This is a genomic window from Bradyrhizobium diazoefficiens, from assembly GCF_016616885.1.
GTDB classification, from domain to species: Bacteria; Pseudomonadota; Alphaproteobacteria; order Rhizobiales; family Xanthobacteraceae; genus Bradyrhizobium; species Bradyrhizobium diazoefficiens_F.
The window spans coordinates 3490514-3508192 of record NZ_CP067102.1; the positions used below are offsets into that span (position 1 = coordinate 3490514).

A 17679-nucleotide genomic window follows, 5' to 3' on the forward strand; every position below is an offset into this window, starting at 1 on the left:
CCAAGGGCGGGTATGAAGGGTGGCTAATTACCTATTCCGGTCGCCACATTTAACCCTTGTTAACCCTGCTTGAATTGACTGGACCAATCTGCACGATGCTTCCCATGAGGCGCGACGCCTGAGGCTAAGGACCCAGATGACGGCATCAGATGCGGGAACCGCGCCCTGGACCGGGCGGCTGACCGGCGGCTCCGGGGTTTCCGTTCTGGTCGCGACCGCGATCGTCGTTGCCGACATGATCGGGGTCGGGGTCTTCACCAGCCTCGGCTTCCAGGTCAAGGACATCCCCTCCGGCTTCTCTATTCTCGCGCTCTGGACCGTCGGCGGCGTCGTCGCGCTCTGCGGCGTGTTCTCTTACAGCGAGTTGGGCGCGATGTTTCCGCGCTCGAGCGGCGAGTACAATTTCCTCGGCCGCGCCTATCATCCGGCCTTCGGCTTTCTCGCCGGCTGGGTTTCGGCGACGGTCGGCTTCGCCGCGCCCGTAGCGCTCGCGGCCATGGCCTTCGGCGAATACGCCAAGTCCGTCGTGCCCGAGGTGCCGCCGATCCCGCTCGCCATCGGCGTGGTGTGGCTGGTCTCGATCGTGCAGTTGACCGGCGTCAAGCACTCCTCGACCTTCCAGCTCATCTCGACCATCCTCAAGGTCGTGCTGATCGTCGCTTTCCTCGTTGCTGGCTTCGTCGTTGGCACGCCGCAGCCGATCTCCTTTGCGCCGCACGCCGGTGACCTCGCCCATATCGTGAGTGCGCCTTTCGCGATCGGGCTCGTCTTCGTGATGTACTCGTTCTCGGGCTGGAACGCCGCGACCTACATCATTGGCGAGATGAACACGCCGCAGCAGAGCCTGCCGCGCGCGCTGCTCGCGGGCACGCTGATCGTGCTGGTGCTGTATGTCGCGCTCAACGCGGTGTTCCTCTACTCGACACCAATCAGCGCGCTGGCCGGCCAGCTCGACATCGCAAGCGTGGCCGGCAGCGCCATCTTCGGAGGCCTCGGCGGCCGGATCGTCGGTGCGATGATCTGTGTCGGCCTGATCTCCTCGATCAGCGCGATGATGTGGATCGGCCCGCGCGTGATGATGACGATGGGAGAGGACATCCCGGCGCTGCGCGTGTTCTCGCGCAAGTCGGCGCGCGGCGCGCCGGCCTATGCCATCCTGTTTCAGCTCGCCGTCGCCAACCTGTTGCTGTTCACGCGCAGTTTTGAAGCGGTGCTCGACTTCATCCAGTTCTCGCTGCTGTTCTGCTCGTTCTTCACGGTGGCCGGCGTCATCAAGCTGCGCATTACCGATCCTGATTTGCCGCGGCCCTATCGCACCTGGGGATACCCGTTCACGCCTCTGATTTTCCTGCTCGTGACCGCGTCCATGATGTACTACCTCCTGACCGAGCGGCCGGTGCAGTCGCTGTCGGGGATGCTGGTCATGCTCTCGGGCCTATTGATCTATGCTATTTTCCGCAGGCGGCCGGTCGCCGCTGCCACGTCACACAATCGCGAATAGACATGTTTCGTCCCATGAGACTTGCGGCCGTCGCTCTTGCCCTTATGGCTGCGGCCATCTCGTCCGCGCGTGCAGCCGAGGTCACCTTCGACGACACTGCGCGCTTCCTCGCGGGCATGCAGCCTTCAGCGGACTCGCCGCTGGTGGCGCTCACCAGGGATCCGTCCTGGGAGCATCACGCAAAATTCTTCGACGGCGCCTTCGCCCAGCTCGAGCAGCGGCAATTGTCGAGGATCCGGAGCTGGTCGGACGTCAATCTCGCCGCGCCGCGGCCGACCATGTTCTATTTTTTCAGCGGCCCGGATTTCCTCTACGCCAACGCCTTCTATTCCAGGGCCAGCACCTACGTGCTGGGCGCGCTGGAGCCGGCCGGTGCGGTGCCCGATCTGACCAGGTTGCCGCGCGGCTCGGTCAATGCCGCGCTCTACAATGTCGAGCGCTCGCTCGGCTCGATCCTGAGCTTCTCTTTCTTCATCACCAAGCAGATGAAAGTCGACCTGCACGCCAACCAGGTCAACGGCACATTGCCGATCCTCTACGTCTTCCTGGCGCGCTCCGGCAAAACCATCCGCAACGTCGAGATGGTCGCGCTCGACGACAAGGGCGGCGTGCACACCGGCAATGACAATCCCGGGCCGAATGCCACACGCGGGGTCCGCATCACCTTTGCAGGCGCCGACGGCGAGGCGCGCACGCTGTATTATTTCTCGACCGATCTCTCCAATTCCGGCGCGCGCGCAGCCGGCTTCCTGAAATTCTGCGAGACGCTCGGGCCCGGCAACAGCCTGCTCAAGAGCGCGTCGTATCTCTTGCACGGAGGCAACTTCACCGTCGCCCGCGACTGGCTGCTCGCCAACAGTGCGACCATCATCCAGGATGATTCCGGCATTCCGCTCGCCAACTACAATTCGCGGCAATGGCGCTTTTTCCCGTTCGGCCGCTATCTGGGGCCGATCGACGAATTCCCCGGCCGCTATCAGGAGCGTTACGCCGAGCTGTTCACGCGCGCCCAGCCGATTGATTTCGGCGTCGGTTATCGCTGGCGGATGCACGAGTCGAACTTGCTGCTGTCGGTGAAGATCCCCGGGAGCGAAGCCGCGCCGGCCGCGGAGACGACCTCGTTCGCCGAACCGCCGCCGAAGCCGCGGCCGAAGCGGCCGCGTCCGCCCGAGCCGCCGCCCGGACGTTTCTTCTGGTTCCGCTAGCTACCAGTGCACGCTCTGGCTTGGCACGATGAACGCTGTCGTGCTTGGCGGCGTCGCAAGGCTTGTCGCCAGATACCAGCCGGAGCCGATAACAAGGACGAGCAGCGCGACGATCGCGAGCATGTCGATGGTTCGGGGATCGTGATCCCGCGGATCAAAGCCAAGATGTGAGCCAGGTCTGAAGTGAAAATGAGGGCTGATTTTCCAGCGCATTGTTGTTTCCTCCCCGTGGGAGCATCACAACAACGCGAGGGCGGAGTTCCGGTTCCAGTCAGAGCAGGGATGCGCAAAGCATCGCAGCATGCTTACGAGGCGTTGACGCCGCGCCAGCGGCCGTAGCGCCAGGGCAGGTACCAACGCGCACCTCTCGGCGCGGCGAGAGGCACGTTGTCGATGCCAGAGGTGCCGAAGGGGTTGCAGCGCAACAGGCGCGCGAGAGTCATCCAGCCGCCGGCCCAGAGTCCGAACCGTTCGATCGCCTCGTCGCCGTACGCGGAGCAGGTCGGCAGATGGCGGCAGTTGTAGCCGACCAGCGGCGACAGCGTATGTCGATACAGCCAGATCAGCGCGCGACCGAATTTGCGCGGCAGCCGCAACGCCTCGGCAACGGGAGTGGAACAGTGCTCGCAGGCTGAATGCTTCATGTGCGCTTTACAAATCTCTGTCCTGAATGCGCGGTTCCTGCGCAGGGAACCTCAACCCGTTGCACGCTCGCCATATTTTGCATGTTTTTAGGGAGCAGTGCAGCAAGTCGTATGGACGAGCTGTAGTCCTCCGGATACCATTTTTGTGACACTCGTGGAAACATACGTCTGTATGATCGACTCATCGAGCGCGAAGCGGGGATAATCGCGCCAGCTGGGGTTTTGGGGAAGGGATCGGTTTGAAACTTCTGAAGTCGCTCAATCTTCGCGGCTGGTTGCTGGTGGGAACCGCCGTATGTGGAATCGTGCTGGCTGGCGCCGTCGCGATAGTCGGGTCGTCGGCCCGAGCCGGCGCTGCCCTCGAAGAGCGCAAGCTGCCAATGAAGTTTGGCTGGGTCGCCTGCGAGACGAACTGCCGCGGCTGGGTCAGCGCGGTCGGCATCATCACCGCTGATACCCCCAAGGATTTCGATGATTTCGCCCGCGGACGCCAGCTCGGCGGCGCCACCGTCGTGCTCGACTCCAGCGGCGGTTCCGTCAACGATGCGATCACGCTCGGTCGGCGCTTCCGCAATCTCGGCCTTCTGACCACTGTCGGCATCACGCAGCAGCGCGGCGGGCAGGGCGCCCGTCCGACGGTCGCCTCGGAAGCCTATTGCGAATCCATGTGCGTGTTCCTGCTGCTGGCCGGCAAGAAGCGCTTCGTGCCGGAAGCGGCCCATGTCCGCGTCCATCAGATCTGGATGGGCGACCGCGCCGATGATGCCAAGGCGGCGAGCTATAGCGCGCAGGATTTGATGATCGTGGAACGCGACATCGGCCGGCTCGCCAAATACACCTTTGACATGGGCGGGGCAGGCGACCTCCTGTCGCTCGCACTCAATGTCCCGCCCTGGGAAGATCTGCACCAGCTCGACGCAGCCGAGCTGAAGCTCACCAATCTCGTGACGACCGATCTGGTGGCTGACGTGCTGCCGCGTGTGGACATCACGGCGCCGGCGTTAGCGGAGCTCGCGCCGAAGACGCAAGCAAGGTTCGGCGGGGAGCAGGTGGAGCCAGCCAAGTCGACCAAGACGGCGGAGGCCGCGGTGCCGACGGGTAGCGCGGTCACAGCACCGGCTGCGCCGTCGCAGAAGTAAGAGCTTCAGTCCAGTCTCAGCCCTGCGCGGTGGCCGGCTGCTTCGCCTTGGCCTCGATCTGGCCGATCGCATCGACCACGGCATCGAAGGTCAGCAGCGTCGAGGCGTGGCGCGCCTTGTAGTCGCGGACCGGCTCGAGGAATTTGATTTCCTCCCACTTGCCTTCGGGAGGTGTCCCATTCTCTTTCAGCATCTTGCGAACGGTTTCGCGTAACTCACGGAGTTCGCTCGCAGTCGAGCCGACCACGTGACTTGCCATGATGGATGAAGAGGCCTGGCCCAGTGCGCAGGCCTTCACGTCATGGGCGAAGTCGGTGACGGTGTCGCCCTCCATCTTGAGGTCGATCTTCACGGTCGAGCCGCACAGCTTGGAATGGGCGGTGGCGGTGGCATCGGGGTCCGACAAACGCCCGAGGCGCGGAATATTCCCGGCCAGCTCGATGATCCGCTTGTTATAGATGTCGTTCAGCATGTGATGGAGTCCAACACTTACCTGCCGGATCGGCCTTGGCGGGCGCGGTCCAGGGTCCTATATAGGGTCGGAACTGGCGGAAAAACAGTCCGGCGGCGCGTGGGCGATGATCGAGATCTGCATTGCCGCGTTATTGCCAAGAGACCTCTTTCGCCAAATACTGATCTCTTCAGGCGTCCGGCGGCTTGTCCGCCCCGTCTGCCGGTGACACTCCGGCCGCAAGGCCGTCGAACGGAGTCGATATGGACGCTACGATCAAATCCATCCGCCCGAACAAGCCTTCCGACCGGCAGCCCGAGAGCCGCCCGGCCGAGCTTGATCCTTCCGAATTTCTCGCGGCCGCCGTTCGCGCCGACCAGCCGCGCCCGGCTCGTGCCGAGGCCGAAGCTGCGGTGAAGACCCTGCTCGCCTATATCGGCGAGAACACCGGGCGCGAGGGCCTGCTCGACACGCCGCGCCGCGTGGTCGAGGCCTTCGACGAGCTCTATCAGGGCTACCACCAGTGCCCGGCAGAGGTGCTCGACCGCACCTTCGGCGAGACCGCCGGCTATGACGACTTCGTGCTCGTGCGCGACATCGAGTTCACGTCGCAATGCGAGCATCACATGATGCCGTTCTACGGCAAGGCACACATCGCCTATACGCCGGTCGAGCGCGTCGTTGGCCTGTCGAAGCTAGCGCGCCTGACCGACATCTTCGCCCGCCGGCTCCAGACCCAGGAGCATCTGACGGCGCAGATCGCAGCCGCGATCGATGAGATCCTGAAGCCGCGTGGCGTTGCCGTCCTGATCGAGGCCGAGCATACCTGCATGTCGGTGCGCGGCGTCGCCAAGCATGGCGCCTCGACCTTCACCAGCCGTTACACCGGCATGTTCCGCGACAACCCGGCGGAGCAGGCCCGCTTCCTGTCCATGGTGCGAGGCATGACGCGCTGACCTCGCGAATAACCGGCGAGATGTGTCGTGTCCGCTCACTCCCACGAGATCGAGGAAGGCCTGACCTTTCTCCCCAAGTTCGATGCGAATGGCCTCGTGACCTGCGTGGCGACTGACGTCGCCAGCGGTGACGTGCTGATGGTCGCGCATATGAATGACGAGGCTTTGCGCAAGACCATTGCCACCGGCGAGGCCTGGTACTTCAGTCGCTCGCGCAATGCCTTGTGGCGAAAAGGTGAGACCTCAGGTCAGACCCAGCACGTGGTCGAGATCCGCACCGATTGCGACCAGGACGCAGTCTGGCTTCGCGTCGAGCAGATCGGCGCCGCCTGCCACACCGGTCGCCGGTCCTGCTTCTATCGCAAGGTTGAAGCCGACGGCGGCGGTGCAAAGCTCGTCTTCGTCGATGCTGAGAGGCTGTTCGATCCGGATGCAGTTTATAAGAAATGACGTTCGTCATTCCGGGCGGCTCGAAGAGCCGACCCGGAATCTCGAGATTCCGGGCTCGCGCTTCGCGCGCCCCGGAATGACGACGGGGCGCGAATTAACCCCGCATTAACCATAGCTGTCCCACGGTGAGACGATCAGGCGTCCGAATTGCCGGCGCCGCTCAAACGCCGCGCGGGCCGGTCACGCCATCATGTCGGTCGACAATTCCAGTGCCTCGCAGACGGTCGCAACCGACGCGTCGCGGCGTGTTGCGGGCGCGATCAAGCAGGCCTCGAACCAGACCGGCGTCAGTTTCGAATACATGTTGACCACCGCCAAGATGGAATCGGATTTCGATCCGTCGGCCGGCGCCACCACCTCGTCCGCCCACGGCCTCTATCAGTTCATCGACCAGACCTGGCTTGGCACGGTGAAGGAGGCGGGCATCCAGCTTGGCTATGGCAACTATTCCGATGCCATCACCCGGACGTCGTCCGGCACTTACACCGTCGACGATCCCTTCATGAAGCGCTCGATCATGAAGCTGCGCGACGATCCCGAGGCCGCTTCCAGCATGGCTGCGGCGCTGACGCAGTCCAACAGCTTCAAGCTCACCGGTCTGCTCGGCCGCAGGCCGTCCGACAGCGAGCTCTACATGGCGCATTTCATGGGCGTCGGCGGCGCGGCGAAACTGATCGCCAATGCCGAGGACAACCCGCAAGCGGTCGGTGCGCGGCTGTTTCCCAACGCGGCCTCCGCCAACCGTTCGATCTTCTACGCCAAGGATGGTCGTGCGCGCAGCGTCTCCGAAGTCTATTCGGTGCTGAATGCGCGCTATGCCAGCGCTTCGAATGCAAAATCGACGCGCAGCGCGATCGCGATGTATGGCGGCACGCCGTCGACCACGCAGGTCGCGAGCGCCAACGGTGTGCAGCCCACCGTGCCGATGGTCAATGGCGCCGCCTATCTCCAGACCTTTCCGGATGCACGTGGCGTGACGCAGGTGAGCGCGATGTCGTCGACGACGGTGGCTGACGACACACCGGTCACGCCGGCATTCCGTTCGATCTACCAGCCCGGCGATGCGACGCAACCGGTCTCGACGACGGTACAGAAATTGTGGGGCAACAACGCCTCGCTCACCTCCGTTGCATCAGCGACGCCCAATGTGCGTCCGCCGCAACCGCTCGATCTGTTCAGCGATCGCAGCGGCACGTTCTCCAGCTAACGCGCGATCGGCAGCCGTTGGCTGCTTCCGGAACTTAACAAATCATCAATAAAACCAGCCAGTTATGGTGAACGCTTTGTTAAGCGTCGTGGTTTATTTTGTGTTGCAGGTGACGGGCCGTCACCGTTTCGCTTTTTCGTTGCGTAAGCCGGAAGCACCATGATTGTTCGGCAGTTCATCAATTGGATCAGGACCGCGCCCGCTGGAGAGCGGGCGGAGGCAACGCGGGCATTGGCCCGGGCCTGGCTGATCTCAGACCTTTCCCACGACGACCGCGTCGCCGCCGAAGGCGCGCTGCTGATGCTGCTCGACGACCCGTCGCCGCTGGTGCGGCAGGCGATGGCCGAGGCTTTTGCGCGCAGCACGGATGCCCCGGCGTCGATCGTGCGGGCGCTGTCGGCGGACCAGCCGACCGTGGCGCTGCCCGTGCTCGAACATTCGCCGCTGCTGATCGATGCCGATCTCGTCGATATCGTCGCGACCGGCAATGACGAGGTGCAATGCGCGGTCGCCCGCCGCATCGCGCTGCCGGTCTCGGTCTGCGCCGCCATCGCCGAGGTCGGCTGCGCGGCGGCCGCGTTGGAGCTGATCGAAAATCCGCACGCCGAGCTCGCGCCGTTCTCCTGGAATCGCATCGTCGAGCGTCACGGCCATCTCGCCGCGATCCGCGAGGCGATGCTGGTGCTGGACGACATTCCGGCCGCGACGCGCGCCGCGCTGGTGGCAAAGCTCTCCGAAACGCTGGCGCAGTTCGTCGTGGCGCGGAATTGGCTGAGCGCCGACCGTGCCGAGCGCATGACGACCGAGGCGCGCGATCGCTCCACCATGAATATCGCGGCGCGCTCGCGCGGCGACGACATGCAGGGCCTGGTGAAGCACCTGCGGATCACTGGCCAGCTCACCGCGGGCCTGATCCTGCGCGCGCTGCTGTCGAGCAATCTCGAATTGTTTGATGCCGCGCTCGCTGAACTCGCCGATCTGCCGCTGGCGCGCGTGTCCGCTCTGCTGCACGATCGTGGCGGCAACAGCTTGCACGCGCTGCTTCGTCGCGCCGGGTTGCCTGAGGCGACGTTCGCCGCGTTCCAGGTCGCGCTCGATGCCTGCCACGAGCAGGGCTTTGTCGACACCGACGACACCGCGGCGCGCTTGCGCCGCCGCATGGTCGAGCGTGTGCTGACCCATTGCGAGACCGACCGCGGTGCCACCGAGCCGCTCATGGTCCTGCTGCGCCGCTTCGCCACCGAATCCGCCCGCGAAGAGGCAAGGCTGTTCTGCGACGAGCTCGTGGCGGAAGACGCGATCGATCCGGGATATGATGATCTGATTGCGGCGTAGTTCTCGCCGGACCCGCAAACTCCGTCATTGCGAGCGCAGCGACGCGCGGGGACGGTCTGGATTGCGTCGCTGCGCTCGCAATGACGAGAGGAGAGAGCCGAACCTACTCCGCCGGCACGATGCTCGGGGCGAGGATCACTTCGAGATGCTCGGGGCGGTCGCGGTTGACGTCGGCGAGATAGTCGTCGGCGACCTTGCGTAGCCGGCGGCTGAGCTCGGCGGAGACGCTGATGCTGTCGAGCTTGGTGTTCTCATGCACGATGGCGAGGATCGCGTTGATGTGGTGCGTGAACAGCTCGGCCGGCACCCTCTCGAGATCCGGTGCATGCTCGATGACGCGGCACAGGCTCTCGGCGACTCCTGCCGCGGCCGGAAAGCCGAACGTGGCGGCGTCGCCCTTGATGTCGTGCGCGGCGTGGAACAGCTCGTCGCGGCGCTCCTTGGTGAAGCCGTCGTTGCGGATCGCGACGTAGGCAGCCGACAGCCGGTTGACCTCGGTCGTCATCCAGCTCTTGAACTCGCCGGACAAATCGGCAAGCGCCTGCTCGGCGCGTGCGATCGGATCGTCCATATCCTTTTCTTCGACCCGGCGCAGCACCTTGCGGAGCGGATTGGGCTGCGTGATGACATGATGCGTGGCAAAGGCCGTGACCTCGATGTCCTTTGCGCTGTTCTTCGCCATGATGCCTGCCTAGTCGGGTGAGACGTTGCGCTAGATGGAGGAGCGGGCCTTGTCGAGCAACGAGGGCTGCTGGAGCACCTCGTGCTTTTCGCCGACGCGGCGCTCCGGGCCCATATAGGCGGAGTTGGTGTTGCGGCGCCGGTCCGGGCCGAAATAGGTTTTGGTCTTGATGAAGGGCCGGGGACTGGCGACCACGTTGAGAATGCGCTGGTAGAGGCCCTTGGCTGAGATCGGCTTGGCCAGGAATTCGGTGACGCCGGCATCGCGCGCGACCGTGACGCGGCGTTTTTCGGAATGGCCGGTCAGCATGATGATCGGCGCGTACGGGTTGCCCTTGGACTCCGGCTGCCGGATCATCTGCGCGAGCTCGAGCCCGTCGAAGATCGGCATCGCCCAATCGGTGATGACGATGTCGGGCACGTAGTGGCTGTACATTTCCAGGGCGGTCGCGCCGTCCTCGGCCTCGTAGACCTCACGCGCGCCGAACGAATGCAGCAGCGTCCGCAGGATGCGGCGCATGTGCGGATTGTCGTCGCAGACAAGGAAGCGCAGCTTGTTGAAATCGATGCGGAACATGACGCCTGGGCCAGAGCGGTCAACCTTCGTTAACCATATCGCGCCGGGAGTTAACGAAGCGTTGCGAACGGGCCTCTGGCGGGGCCGGGCAGGCAGCTCAGTAGCCGAACTGCTCGCGAAGAATGCGCTCTTCCAGGCTGTGGCCTGGGTCAAACAGCATGCGCATCGAGATGGTCCTGTCTGACAGGATCTCGACGCGCCGGACCCTGCGTACCTCCTCATGGTCGGCGACGGCCGCGACGGGCCGCTTGTCGTCTTCCAGCACCTCGATCACGACATAGGCCGTGTTGGGCAGCAGTGCGCCGCGCCAGCGCCGCGGCCGGAAAGCGCTGATCGGTGTCAGCGCCAGCAGCGCAGCGTTGATCGGCAGGATCGGCCCCTGGGCGGAGAGATTATAGGCGGTCGAGCCTGCCGGCGTCGACACGATGACGCCGTCGGCGATCAGCTCGGGCATGCGCTCGCGCTCGTCGATCAGGATGCGCAGGCGCGCCGCCTGGGAGGTCTGGCGGAACAGATAGACCTCGTTGATGGCGTGATGCAGGTGGACGCGGTCATTGGCGTCGGTCGCACGCATCAGCAGCGGGTTGATCTCGGATTCATGCGCTGCCTCGAGCCGGGCGCGCAGATCGTGCGTCGAGTATTCGTTCATCAGGAAGCCGACCGTGCCGCGGTGCATGCCGTAGATCGGTTTTCCCGAGCGCATGTGGTGGTGCAGCGTCTGGAGCATCAGCCCGTCGCCGCCAAGCGCGACCACGACGTCGGCCTCGCTCGGATCGCAATTGCCATATTGCGTGGTGAGCTGGTGGAAGGCGGTCTGCGCCTCGCTGCTCGGGCTGGCGACGAAGGCGATCCGGTCGTATCGCGATGGCTTGGTCATGGCTTCCAGGCAGGTGTCGCTGGCTCGAGAAAGTTCCGCCGAGGTCGTCTATACGACATGGGCGTCTATTGTCGAGGATGACCGCCCGGCGAGGCAAACGGGTCGGTCGGGGCAGGGGTCCCGGTTCAGGGCAAAACCCGGGTTGATTCGCCCGAAAAGCCGGTCCCAAGCCTCCGATCCCCCAAACCGTCGCAATTGGCGGCTAAAGCTGCGACCGACACGTTGCTGGTGCGGGCGGCAGGGAGAACAATCATGATCATGAGCTTGCCGGCGCTGCGCTACGCGGGATTGGTGCTGGCGGTGTCTGCCTTCGCGCTCGCAGACGTGACGCTCGCAGATTTGGCGCGTGCGGACGATCCGCCGCAGCCGCGCAACGAGGCGGCGGCTCCTGCGGGGCAAAAGGGCGGGCGCGGCGGCAATGCGGCGCAGGCTTCGTCATCGGCTTCCGATCGTCGTCTCCCTGGAGATTCGACGACCAAGCAGACCCTCGATCTGCCGGGCCGAACGCTCAACTTTGCCGCGACCGCCGGCTCCATCCGCGTGTTCGACGACAAGGGCGAGCCGCTCGCCGATATCGCCACCACGTCTTACGAGCTCGATGGTGCCGATCGCGCCACGCGCCCGGTGACGTTCCTGTTCAACGGCGGGCCCGGTGCCTCGTCGGCGTGGCTCCAGTTCGGCGCGGCTGGGCCCTGGCGGCTGCCGCTCGACGGCGAGGGGTTGTCGCCGTCGGCCTCGCCCGAGGTGAAGCCGAATGCGGAAACCTGGCTCGACTTCACCGATCTCGTCTTCATCGATCCCGTCGGCACCGGCTACAGCCGCGTCATCGCGAGCGGCGAGGATGCACGCAAGCGGTTCTATTCGGTCGACGGCGACATCAACTCGATTGCGCTCGTGATCCGCCGCTGGCTCGAGAAGCACAACCGCCTGACCTCGCCGAAATATGTCGCGGGCGAGAGCTATGGCGGCATTCGCGGGCCGAAGGTCGTGCGCCAGTTGCAGATTCAGCACGGCGTCGGCGTCAAAGGGTTGATCCTGATGTCGCCGCTATTGGATTTCCGCGAGTTCACCGGCACGAGCCTCCTGCAATATGTCGCGACCTTGCCGAGCTATGTGGCGGTCGCGCGCGAAGCCAAGGGCCCGGTCAAGCGCGCCGACCTCGCCGATGTCGAAGCCTACGCCCGCGGCGAATTTTTAGCCGATCTCGTCAAGGGGCAGGCTGACAAGGAAGCGTCCAATCGCCTGGCCGACAAGGTCGCCGAGCTCACCGGCATCGACCAGGCGGTGAGCCGCAGGCTCGCCGGCCGCTTCGACGTCGGCGAATTCCGCCGCGAACTCGACCGCAAGAACGGCATGGTGACCGGGCGTTACGACGCCTCCGTGCGCGGCTTCGATCCCTATCCGGATTCGAGCAGCTCGCGCTTCGGCGACCCCTCAGGCGATGTGCTCCAGGCGCCGCTGACGAGTGCCGCGGTCGATGTTCTCACGCGGAAACTCAACTGGCGGCCGGATGGCTCTTACGAAGTCCTCAACGGTGCCGTCGAGCGCAACTGGGACTTTGGCGGCGGCATCAACCCGCCGCAATCGCTGTCGGAGTTGCGCCAGATCCTCGCCACCGATGCGAAGCTGAACGTGCTGGTCGCACACGGCCTGTTCGATCTTGCCACGCCCTATTTCGGAACGAAGCGGGCGCTCGACCAGTTGCCGGCCTTTGTGACGTCGCGCGTGAAGTTCGTGGTCTATCCCGGCGGCCACATGTTCTATTCGCGCGATGGCTCGCGACAGGCGCTTCGCGGCGAGGTCGAGGCGCTGATCAGGGAGTAGGTCGGCGTTTGCGCGGCGGATATCTCCGTGCGATCTCGCGCGCGACGACGGCTGCCGGCTTGACGTTGGCGCCGGCGATCCAGATGTCGCTGACCTTGCCGCGCTTGTTACGGACGCGGCGCACCGGCTCTCCATGGCTGGAAACTCCGGCCGCCCAGGCGAGCCTGCCGGTGTCGCGGCCGGTAACCTCGATCTCGGCGGCATCCATGAACGGGTTGTTGAACTGCGGATTGGCGACGAGCACGCGGTTGCCCGCCGGCACCAGATCGGTCGCGCCCCAGATCGTCCACCAGCGGCCGGTCCAGTCGCGCACACGCCGGTCGGGTGCACCACGGCTCCTGAAGACGCGCAGGATCTGCATCGCGCCGTCCATCCAGAACGGTGCAGCGCCATCGATGGAGTTGCTGAGGATGCTGATCGCAAGTTCGCATCCGGGGATGGAGCAGGTCCGGGAGATGTAGCCCTGGAAGCCGCCGCCATGGCCGAACCAGTCCCAGCCGTCGGTCTTGCCGGCGTTGACGCCGAGGCCGTAATAGGCCTCCAAGGCTTGCGGCACGCGCCAATGATTGCGCGTCATCTCGCGGCGGCTCGCGACTGACAGCACGCTCTTTCTGGCGTTGGGGGCGAGCTGGGCAAAGAAACGCGCGGTGTCGGCGGCGGTGGCGACGAAGCCCGCGGCCGATGCCATCGCGTGTGCCGGATGATCGCCGGGGATGACGCAGCGCTCGCCGAGCGGCAGCTTGCGCGTATGGCCGCGCGCAAACAGCGCGCCCCTGGGAAGCGGTGCGTTCGGTTCGGTCTCGCGCAGGCCTGCAGCCTCGACGATCTCGCGCTTGATCCAGGCGGAATAGGGCTCCTTGGTCACCGCTTCGATGACGAGCCCCATCAGGGCAAAGCCGTGGTTGGAATATTTGAAGCGCGTGCCGGGCTCGATCGCGGGAGGCTCCATCAACTCGGTGAGAAGCTCTTTCGCGTTGAGATAGGGGCGGCTGTCGATGAACTGGCCGGAATCAGCGCCGTCGCGCGTCAGCCCGGCACTGTGCGAAAGGACCTGGGCAATCGTGGTCTCGGCCACGCGCGGATGCAGGCCGCTGACATACTGACCAACGGGATCGTCGAGCCTGAGCTTGCGCTGCTCGCGCAGCTTCATGATGCCGGCCGCGGTAAAGCTCTTCGAGTGCGAGGCGATGCGAAAGCGGTGGCGCGGGGTGAGCTTCTCGCCGGTGTCGAGATTGGCAAGGCCGAACGCATGCTCGGCGACGACCTCGCCGCGATGAACAAACGCGACCATGACGCCGGGCTGTTGGAACGTCGTCTGCTGGAATTCGATCCAGGAGCCGATGTAGTCGATCGCGGATCGCAGCCAGGTGTCCATTGCGCTACCGGTTTGCGAGGGGAGATCGGTGCGAGAAGCTAGCCGAGAAAGCAGAACGGGCACAACCCGGAAGGTTGCGCCCGTTCGCGTCGTGCGAAGATGCGATGTCTTTAGTAGACGAGCGTCGCGCCGGTCGGCTTGTCGAGCGCGGCAGCCAGCGAGCGATATTCGGAGCTGTCGGTGCCGGCGAGCAGGGCGATCTTGTTCAGGTGATACTGCGCCTGTTCGCGGTTGCCCTGCTCGAGCTGCCAGAGGCCGTAATACTGCCAGGTGCGGACGTGGTTCGGATCGTCCTTCAGCGCGATCTCGTAATAGACCTTGGACGACTGGTAATCGCCGAGCTTGCGATAGGAATAGCCGATCAGGTTGGCAACGTCGGCGACGTCGTCACGCTTGAGCGACTTCAACTGGCCGATCGCGCTCGTGTAGTCGTGGCCATCGTAGATCGTGGTGTAGGCGGTGCGATAGGCCGCGAGGAATTTGGGATCGCTGACGGAAGAGCTCTTCTTCTTGCCCTTCTTGGACGAGCTATCCGACTTCGGCGGTGAGGAAGGCTCATCGCTGCCCGCCGCATAGGCGCTGGTCAGCACCGGCGCGGCCGCCAGCGACATGGCGACAAGTCCCGGCACGACAAGCATTGAGAGTTTGCGCATCTAAGTTCTCCCGTATGGAACGTGGCGATCCTACACGATTGCCCAGAGACCGGAACACCCGGCACGCAAAAACATTCCCCGCAACCCGTCCTATTCGCCCTTCTGGCAGATGACAAACTTGTCATCGAGATGAACGGAAGCCTGCAACCGGCTTCAGACTGGGTTCAGTGCGCGGGTTCTAGGCTCCCACCTACGATCGAAGGGTAGGCAAGAGGGCGCCGCCTCAAGATCCTTCCAAGAGGAGACCACCATGTTGAAGACCATTTCCGCAGCCTTGCTTGCAGCTTCCGTCATCGCAGCTCCGGCCTTCGCCGCCGAGGCCGGCAAGACCACCACGACCACCGCGCCGGTCATCAAGGCGGACCAGACCCAGAGCAAGATGTCGACCACCGCTGCCAAACCCGACGCCGGCGTCAAGACCGACGGCAAGACCGCCGACATCAAATCGGGCGCCAAGGTCGGCGCCAAGCCAGATGTGAAGGCCGATGCCAAGGTTGATCCCAAGGTCGATCCCAAGACCAAGGCGATGAACGCCAACGCCGCGATCACGCCCGACGAGCACAAGACCGTGCGGACGCATCGTCATCACCACAAGCATCTGTCGGCCAAGAAGTCGCTGAAGACGCAGTCGGACGTCACCAAGCCGGTGACCACCGAGAAGCGCAGCTAACGACTGATCCCGCGCGGCGGCATCCCTGGATTGCCCTGCTGCCGCGTGCGGAGTTCAGGCCCGGCTCGCTCGTCACGCCCCGCGCGCAAGCGTGAGGCGCTGGCGGCGGGCGGGTGCGCCGTTTGTGGAAGCGAATTCCCTTTGAGCCACCTTGAAGCTAGAAACATCTCCGAGTCGGACTGGCTGGAGAATTTGATCCCTTGGGGCGATTGGCGAAACGCGCGGCGATCCTGACGCTGCCTCTGGCGCTCGCGGCTTGTTTCGGCAGCGAGGGTGACCGCCCGTCCCTGATGGAGGGGCCCCAGGCCGGAGGGCCGCAGCCATTCCCCGATAATTTTCGTAGCGACGCGCTGGCCCTGATGCGCGCCTATCTCAACAATCCGGTCGGTGTGCACGACGCCAGCATGGCCGATCCGGTGCTGCGGGAGGTCGGGGGGCGGCAGTTCTATGTCAGTTGCCTGCACTTCACACCGCGCGAGACCGATGGCAGCTACAAGGCGATGCGCGAGCGCGCCGTTGTCTACGTCAACGGCCGGGCCGACCGCGTCATCGATCGCGCCAACGAGCTCTGCGCAGGTGCGGTTTACGCACCCTTTCCAGAACTGGAAAAGATGACGCGGTAGCGCAAAGCCAGCCTTCATCGGACGGTGCTACACAACAGCCGCCGAAGCCGCGGGATCACATTTCGGCGAGCTTTGAACGGATCGGTTTTGCCTTGCGACAGATCGTTACGGCTGGACTTGTGCGAACGACGAAATCTGTCGGCGCGGGCCGACGTGATGGAACAAAAGCGTGATGTTGCCGCTCCGTCGCAGTAACGAACGATCAACGTTCCGGCATCGCCGCCAAGCAACCCAATTCACGCCACGTTGTTTCCTGAGTGTCGTAATGAAAGAACGGGGATGACCATGAAGACGATTTTGCTCGGGGCAGCAGCTCTGCTCGCTCTGGCCGCACCGGCGGCCGCGGCGGACATGCAGCCGCGCCCCTACACAAAGGCGCCGGCCTACACACCGCCGCAGGCGATCTACAACTGGACTGGCTTCTACATCGGCGGCCATGTCGGCGGCGCCTTCGCCGGTGACAGCAGCTTCCAGTCGAGCGATGCCCGCTTCATGGGCGGCGTGCAGGGCGGTTTCGACTATCAGTTCGCGCCCAATTGGGTTGTTGGTATCGAGGCCCAGTACTCCTGGCTGCCGACCAACAACAACGGCGTTACGTTCCCGCTTGGGACGCAGGTGACATCCAACACCGACCAGATCGGGTCGGTGACCAGTCGGATCGGCTACACCTGGGGCCCGACGCTGCTCTACGCCAAGGGCGGCTACGCCTGGCGCAATGGCGGCCTTGGCGTGAACATCGCCGGCGTGCCACAGGCCTTCACCACCACCGGCAACAGCAAGGACGGCTATACCGTCGGCGCCGGCCTCGAATACATGTTTGCGCCGAACTGGTCGGCCAAGGCCGAGTACCAGTATTACAACTTCGGCAGCACGACGATCACCTCCGGTCCCGCCGACGTCGTCGGCGTTCGCGGCCGGGACGACGAGCATACCGTCAAGGTCGGCGTGAACTATCGCTTCGGCTGGGGCGGTCCGGCAGCCTCGCGCTACTGAACCGCCGGGCGCCAGCACGACCGCGATCTGACAAAGGCCGGCTTGCCGCCGGCCTTTCGTTTGCCAGCCCCATTCCGAGCTCTTGTTCGCTTCGCGTGAACCATCTGGCACGTCATTTGCCAGCAAACAGTCTGGCGCGTGCCTTCTCACGCGTGTCACGGGGATCGGGTAAAGCAAAAATAATTTTTGCGACTTACGGAACTCGCGCTCCGGAAGGCGTTATTACTGAATTGCCGGGCTGGTGGACAACGAACATGCGTATCTTGGCGTCGGTGGTGGCTCTCTCGTGCTTCGTCGCCCTGCCGTGCTCTGCCCAAACAATCCTCAAATCCGAGCCTCTGATGTTGGCACCTTACGAGGTCGCCTTCGTGAAGGACGCCTCCTGTCAGTCGGGCAAGGTGCTCAAGGTCACCGGGGCGATCCGCGGACTGCACCGCCGCAAGGCCTGCGTGGCGCTCGCCGGTGAGCAGGCATCGCTGGCGACCGCGACGCCCTGAGGCACGCGGCTAGCCTTCGGG

Annotated in this window: 20 protein-coding genes; 12 read left to right on the forward strand and 8 right to left on the reverse strand. The window is 64.4% G+C overall.

Translation table 11 applies throughout. The annotated features are described in order from the left end of the window. The first annotated feature begins 136 nt into the window (after positions 1-136). Complete coding sequence (locus JJC00_RS15995) at positions 137-1501, forward strand: APC family permease (protein WP_200473486.1); 1365 nt, start codon at positions 137-139, stop codon at positions 1499-1501. 2 nt (positions 1502-1503) lie between these two features. Beyond that, positions 1504-2706, forward strand: a complete 1203-nt coding sequence (locus JJC00_RS16000; protein WP_200473487.1) for a hypothetical protein — start codon at positions 1504-1506, stop codon at positions 2704-2706. Here JJC00_RS16000 and JJC00_RS16005 read toward each other — a convergent pair whose 3' ends face one another. Further along, positions 2707-2919, reverse strand: coding sequence for a hypothetical protein (locus JJC00_RS16005; protein WP_200473488.1), 213 nt, complete (start codon positions 2917-2919; stop codon positions 2707-2709). It abuts the gene before it with no gap. Between the two features lie 92 nt (positions 2920-3011). After that, positions 3012-3350 carry a membrane protein insertion efficiency factor YidD gene (gene yidD, locus JJC00_RS16010; protein WP_200473489.1) on the reverse strand — a complete coding sequence of 113 codons (339 nt, stop codon included), beginning with the start codon at positions 3348-3350 and terminating at the stop codon, positions 3012-3014. Between the two features lie 239 nt (positions 3351-3589). Between yidD and JJC00_RS16015 the strand changes: the two genes are divergently transcribed. Further along, positions 3590-4489 (forward strand): hypothetical protein, encoded by a 900-nt coding sequence (locus JJC00_RS16015; protein WP_433996507.1) that lies wholly within the window; start codon positions 3590-3592, stop codon positions 4487-4489. 16 nt (positions 4490-4505) lie between these two features. Here the strand turns inward: JJC00_RS16015 and JJC00_RS16020 are convergent, their stop codons facing one another. Further along, positions 4506-4961: an iron-sulfur cluster assembly scaffold protein gene (locus JJC00_RS16020; protein WP_200473490.1), complete on the reverse strand. Its 456-nt coding sequence runs from the start codon at positions 4959-4961 to the stop codon at positions 4506-4508. Positions 4962-5203: 242 nt separating this feature from the next. Here JJC00_RS16020 and folE point away from each other — a divergent pair, with 242 nt between their 5' ends. The 4 genes from folE (at position 5204) to JJC00_RS16040 (ending at position 8888) form a co-directional block, all read left to right on the forward strand. Next, positions 5204-5896, forward strand: coding sequence for a GTP cyclohydrolase I FolE (gene folE / locus JJC00_RS16025; protein ID WP_200473491.1), 693 nt, complete (start codon positions 5204-5206; stop codon positions 5894-5896). Between the two features lie 27 nt (positions 5897-5923). Then, positions 5924-6346 (forward strand): phosphoribosyl-AMP cyclohydrolase, encoded by a 423-nt coding sequence (hisI, locus tag JJC00_RS16030; protein WP_200473492.1) that lies wholly within the window; start codon positions 5924-5926, stop codon positions 6344-6346. Positions 6347-6536: 190 nt separating this feature from the next. Further along, positions 6537-7553, forward strand: coding sequence for a transglycosylase SLT domain-containing protein (locus JJC00_RS16035; protein ID WP_200473493.1), 1017 nt, complete (start codon positions 6537-6539; stop codon positions 7551-7553). A 159-nt stretch (positions 7554-7712) separates the two neighbouring features. Further along, entirely contained in the window at positions 7713-8888 is a 1176-nt protein-coding gene (locus JJC00_RS16040; RefSeq protein ID WP_200473494.1) for a DUF2336 domain-containing protein, read from the forward strand. 103 nt (positions 8889-8991) lie between these two features. On the opposite strand, the gene JJC00_RS16045 is transcribed toward JJC00_RS16040, so the two are convergent. The 3 genes from JJC00_RS16045 to JJC00_RS16055 form a co-directional block, all read right to left on the reverse strand. Beyond that, entirely contained in the window at positions 8992-9570 is a 579-nt protein-coding gene (locus JJC00_RS16045) for an Hpt domain-containing protein (RefSeq protein WP_200473495.1), read from the reverse strand. Positions 9571-9600: 30 nt separating this feature from the next. Beyond that, positions 9601-10146: a response regulator gene (locus tag JJC00_RS16050; RefSeq protein WP_008133731.1), complete on the reverse strand. Its 546-nt coding sequence runs from the start codon at positions 10144-10146 to the stop codon at positions 9601-9603. A gap of 97 nt (positions 10147-10243) precedes the next feature. After that, on the reverse strand, positions 10244-11023 hold the full coding sequence (locus tag JJC00_RS16055; RefSeq protein WP_200473496.1) for an NAD kinase: 780 nt from the start codon (positions 11021-11023) through the stop codon (positions 10244-10246). A gap of 252 nt (positions 11024-11275) precedes the next feature. Here JJC00_RS16055 and JJC00_RS16060 point away from each other — a divergent pair, with 252 nt between their 5' ends. Continuing rightward, on the forward strand, positions 11276-12847 hold the full coding sequence (locus JJC00_RS16060; protein WP_200473497.1) for a S10 family peptidase: 1572 nt from the start codon (positions 11276-11278) through the stop codon (positions 12845-12847). On the opposite strand, the gene JJC00_RS16065 is transcribed toward JJC00_RS16060, so the two are convergent. Together JJC00_RS16065 and JJC00_RS16070 are read right to left on the reverse strand one after the other, a co-directional pair. Beyond that, on the reverse strand, positions 12837-14222 hold the full coding sequence (locus JJC00_RS16065) for a serine hydrolase domain-containing protein (RefSeq protein ID WP_200473498.1): 1386 nt from the start codon (positions 14220-14222) through the stop codon (positions 12837-12839). The genes JJC00_RS16060 and JJC00_RS16065 overlap by 11 nt on opposite strands. A 110-nt stretch (positions 14223-14332) precedes the next feature. Next, positions 14333-14875: a tetratricopeptide repeat protein gene (locus JJC00_RS16070; RefSeq protein ID WP_200473499.1), complete on the reverse strand. Its 543-nt coding sequence runs from the start codon at positions 14873-14875 to the stop codon at positions 14333-14335. A gap of 250 nt (positions 14876-15125) precedes the next feature. On the opposite strand from JJC00_RS16070, the gene JJC00_RS16075 reads away from it, so the two are divergent. The 4 genes from JJC00_RS16075 to JJC00_RS38765 all read left to right on the forward strand — a co-directional run bounded on the left by JJC00_RS16075 (position 15126) and on the right by JJC00_RS38765 (position 17658). Continuing rightward, positions 15126-15545, forward strand: a complete 420-nt coding sequence (locus JJC00_RS16075; protein ID WP_200473500.1) for a His-rich protein BRANT — start codon at positions 15126-15128, stop codon at positions 15543-15545. A 200-nt stretch (positions 15546-15745) separates the two neighbouring features. Then, complete coding sequence (locus tag JJC00_RS16080) at positions 15746-16168, forward strand: hypothetical protein (RefSeq protein ID WP_200473501.1); 423 nt, start codon at positions 15746-15748, stop codon at positions 16166-16168. A gap of 285 nt (positions 16169-16453) precedes the next feature. Continuing rightward, on the forward strand, positions 16454-17161 hold the full coding sequence (locus JJC00_RS16085; protein ID WP_200473502.1) for an outer membrane protein: 708 nt from the start codon (positions 16454-16456) through the stop codon (positions 17159-17161). Between the two features lie 254 nt (positions 17162-17415). Continuing rightward, positions 17416-17658: a hypothetical protein gene (locus tag JJC00_RS38765; RefSeq protein ID WP_200473503.1), complete on the forward strand. Its 243-nt coding sequence runs from the start codon at positions 17416-17418 to the stop codon at positions 17656-17658. Positions 17659-17679 lie beyond the last annotated feature (21 nt).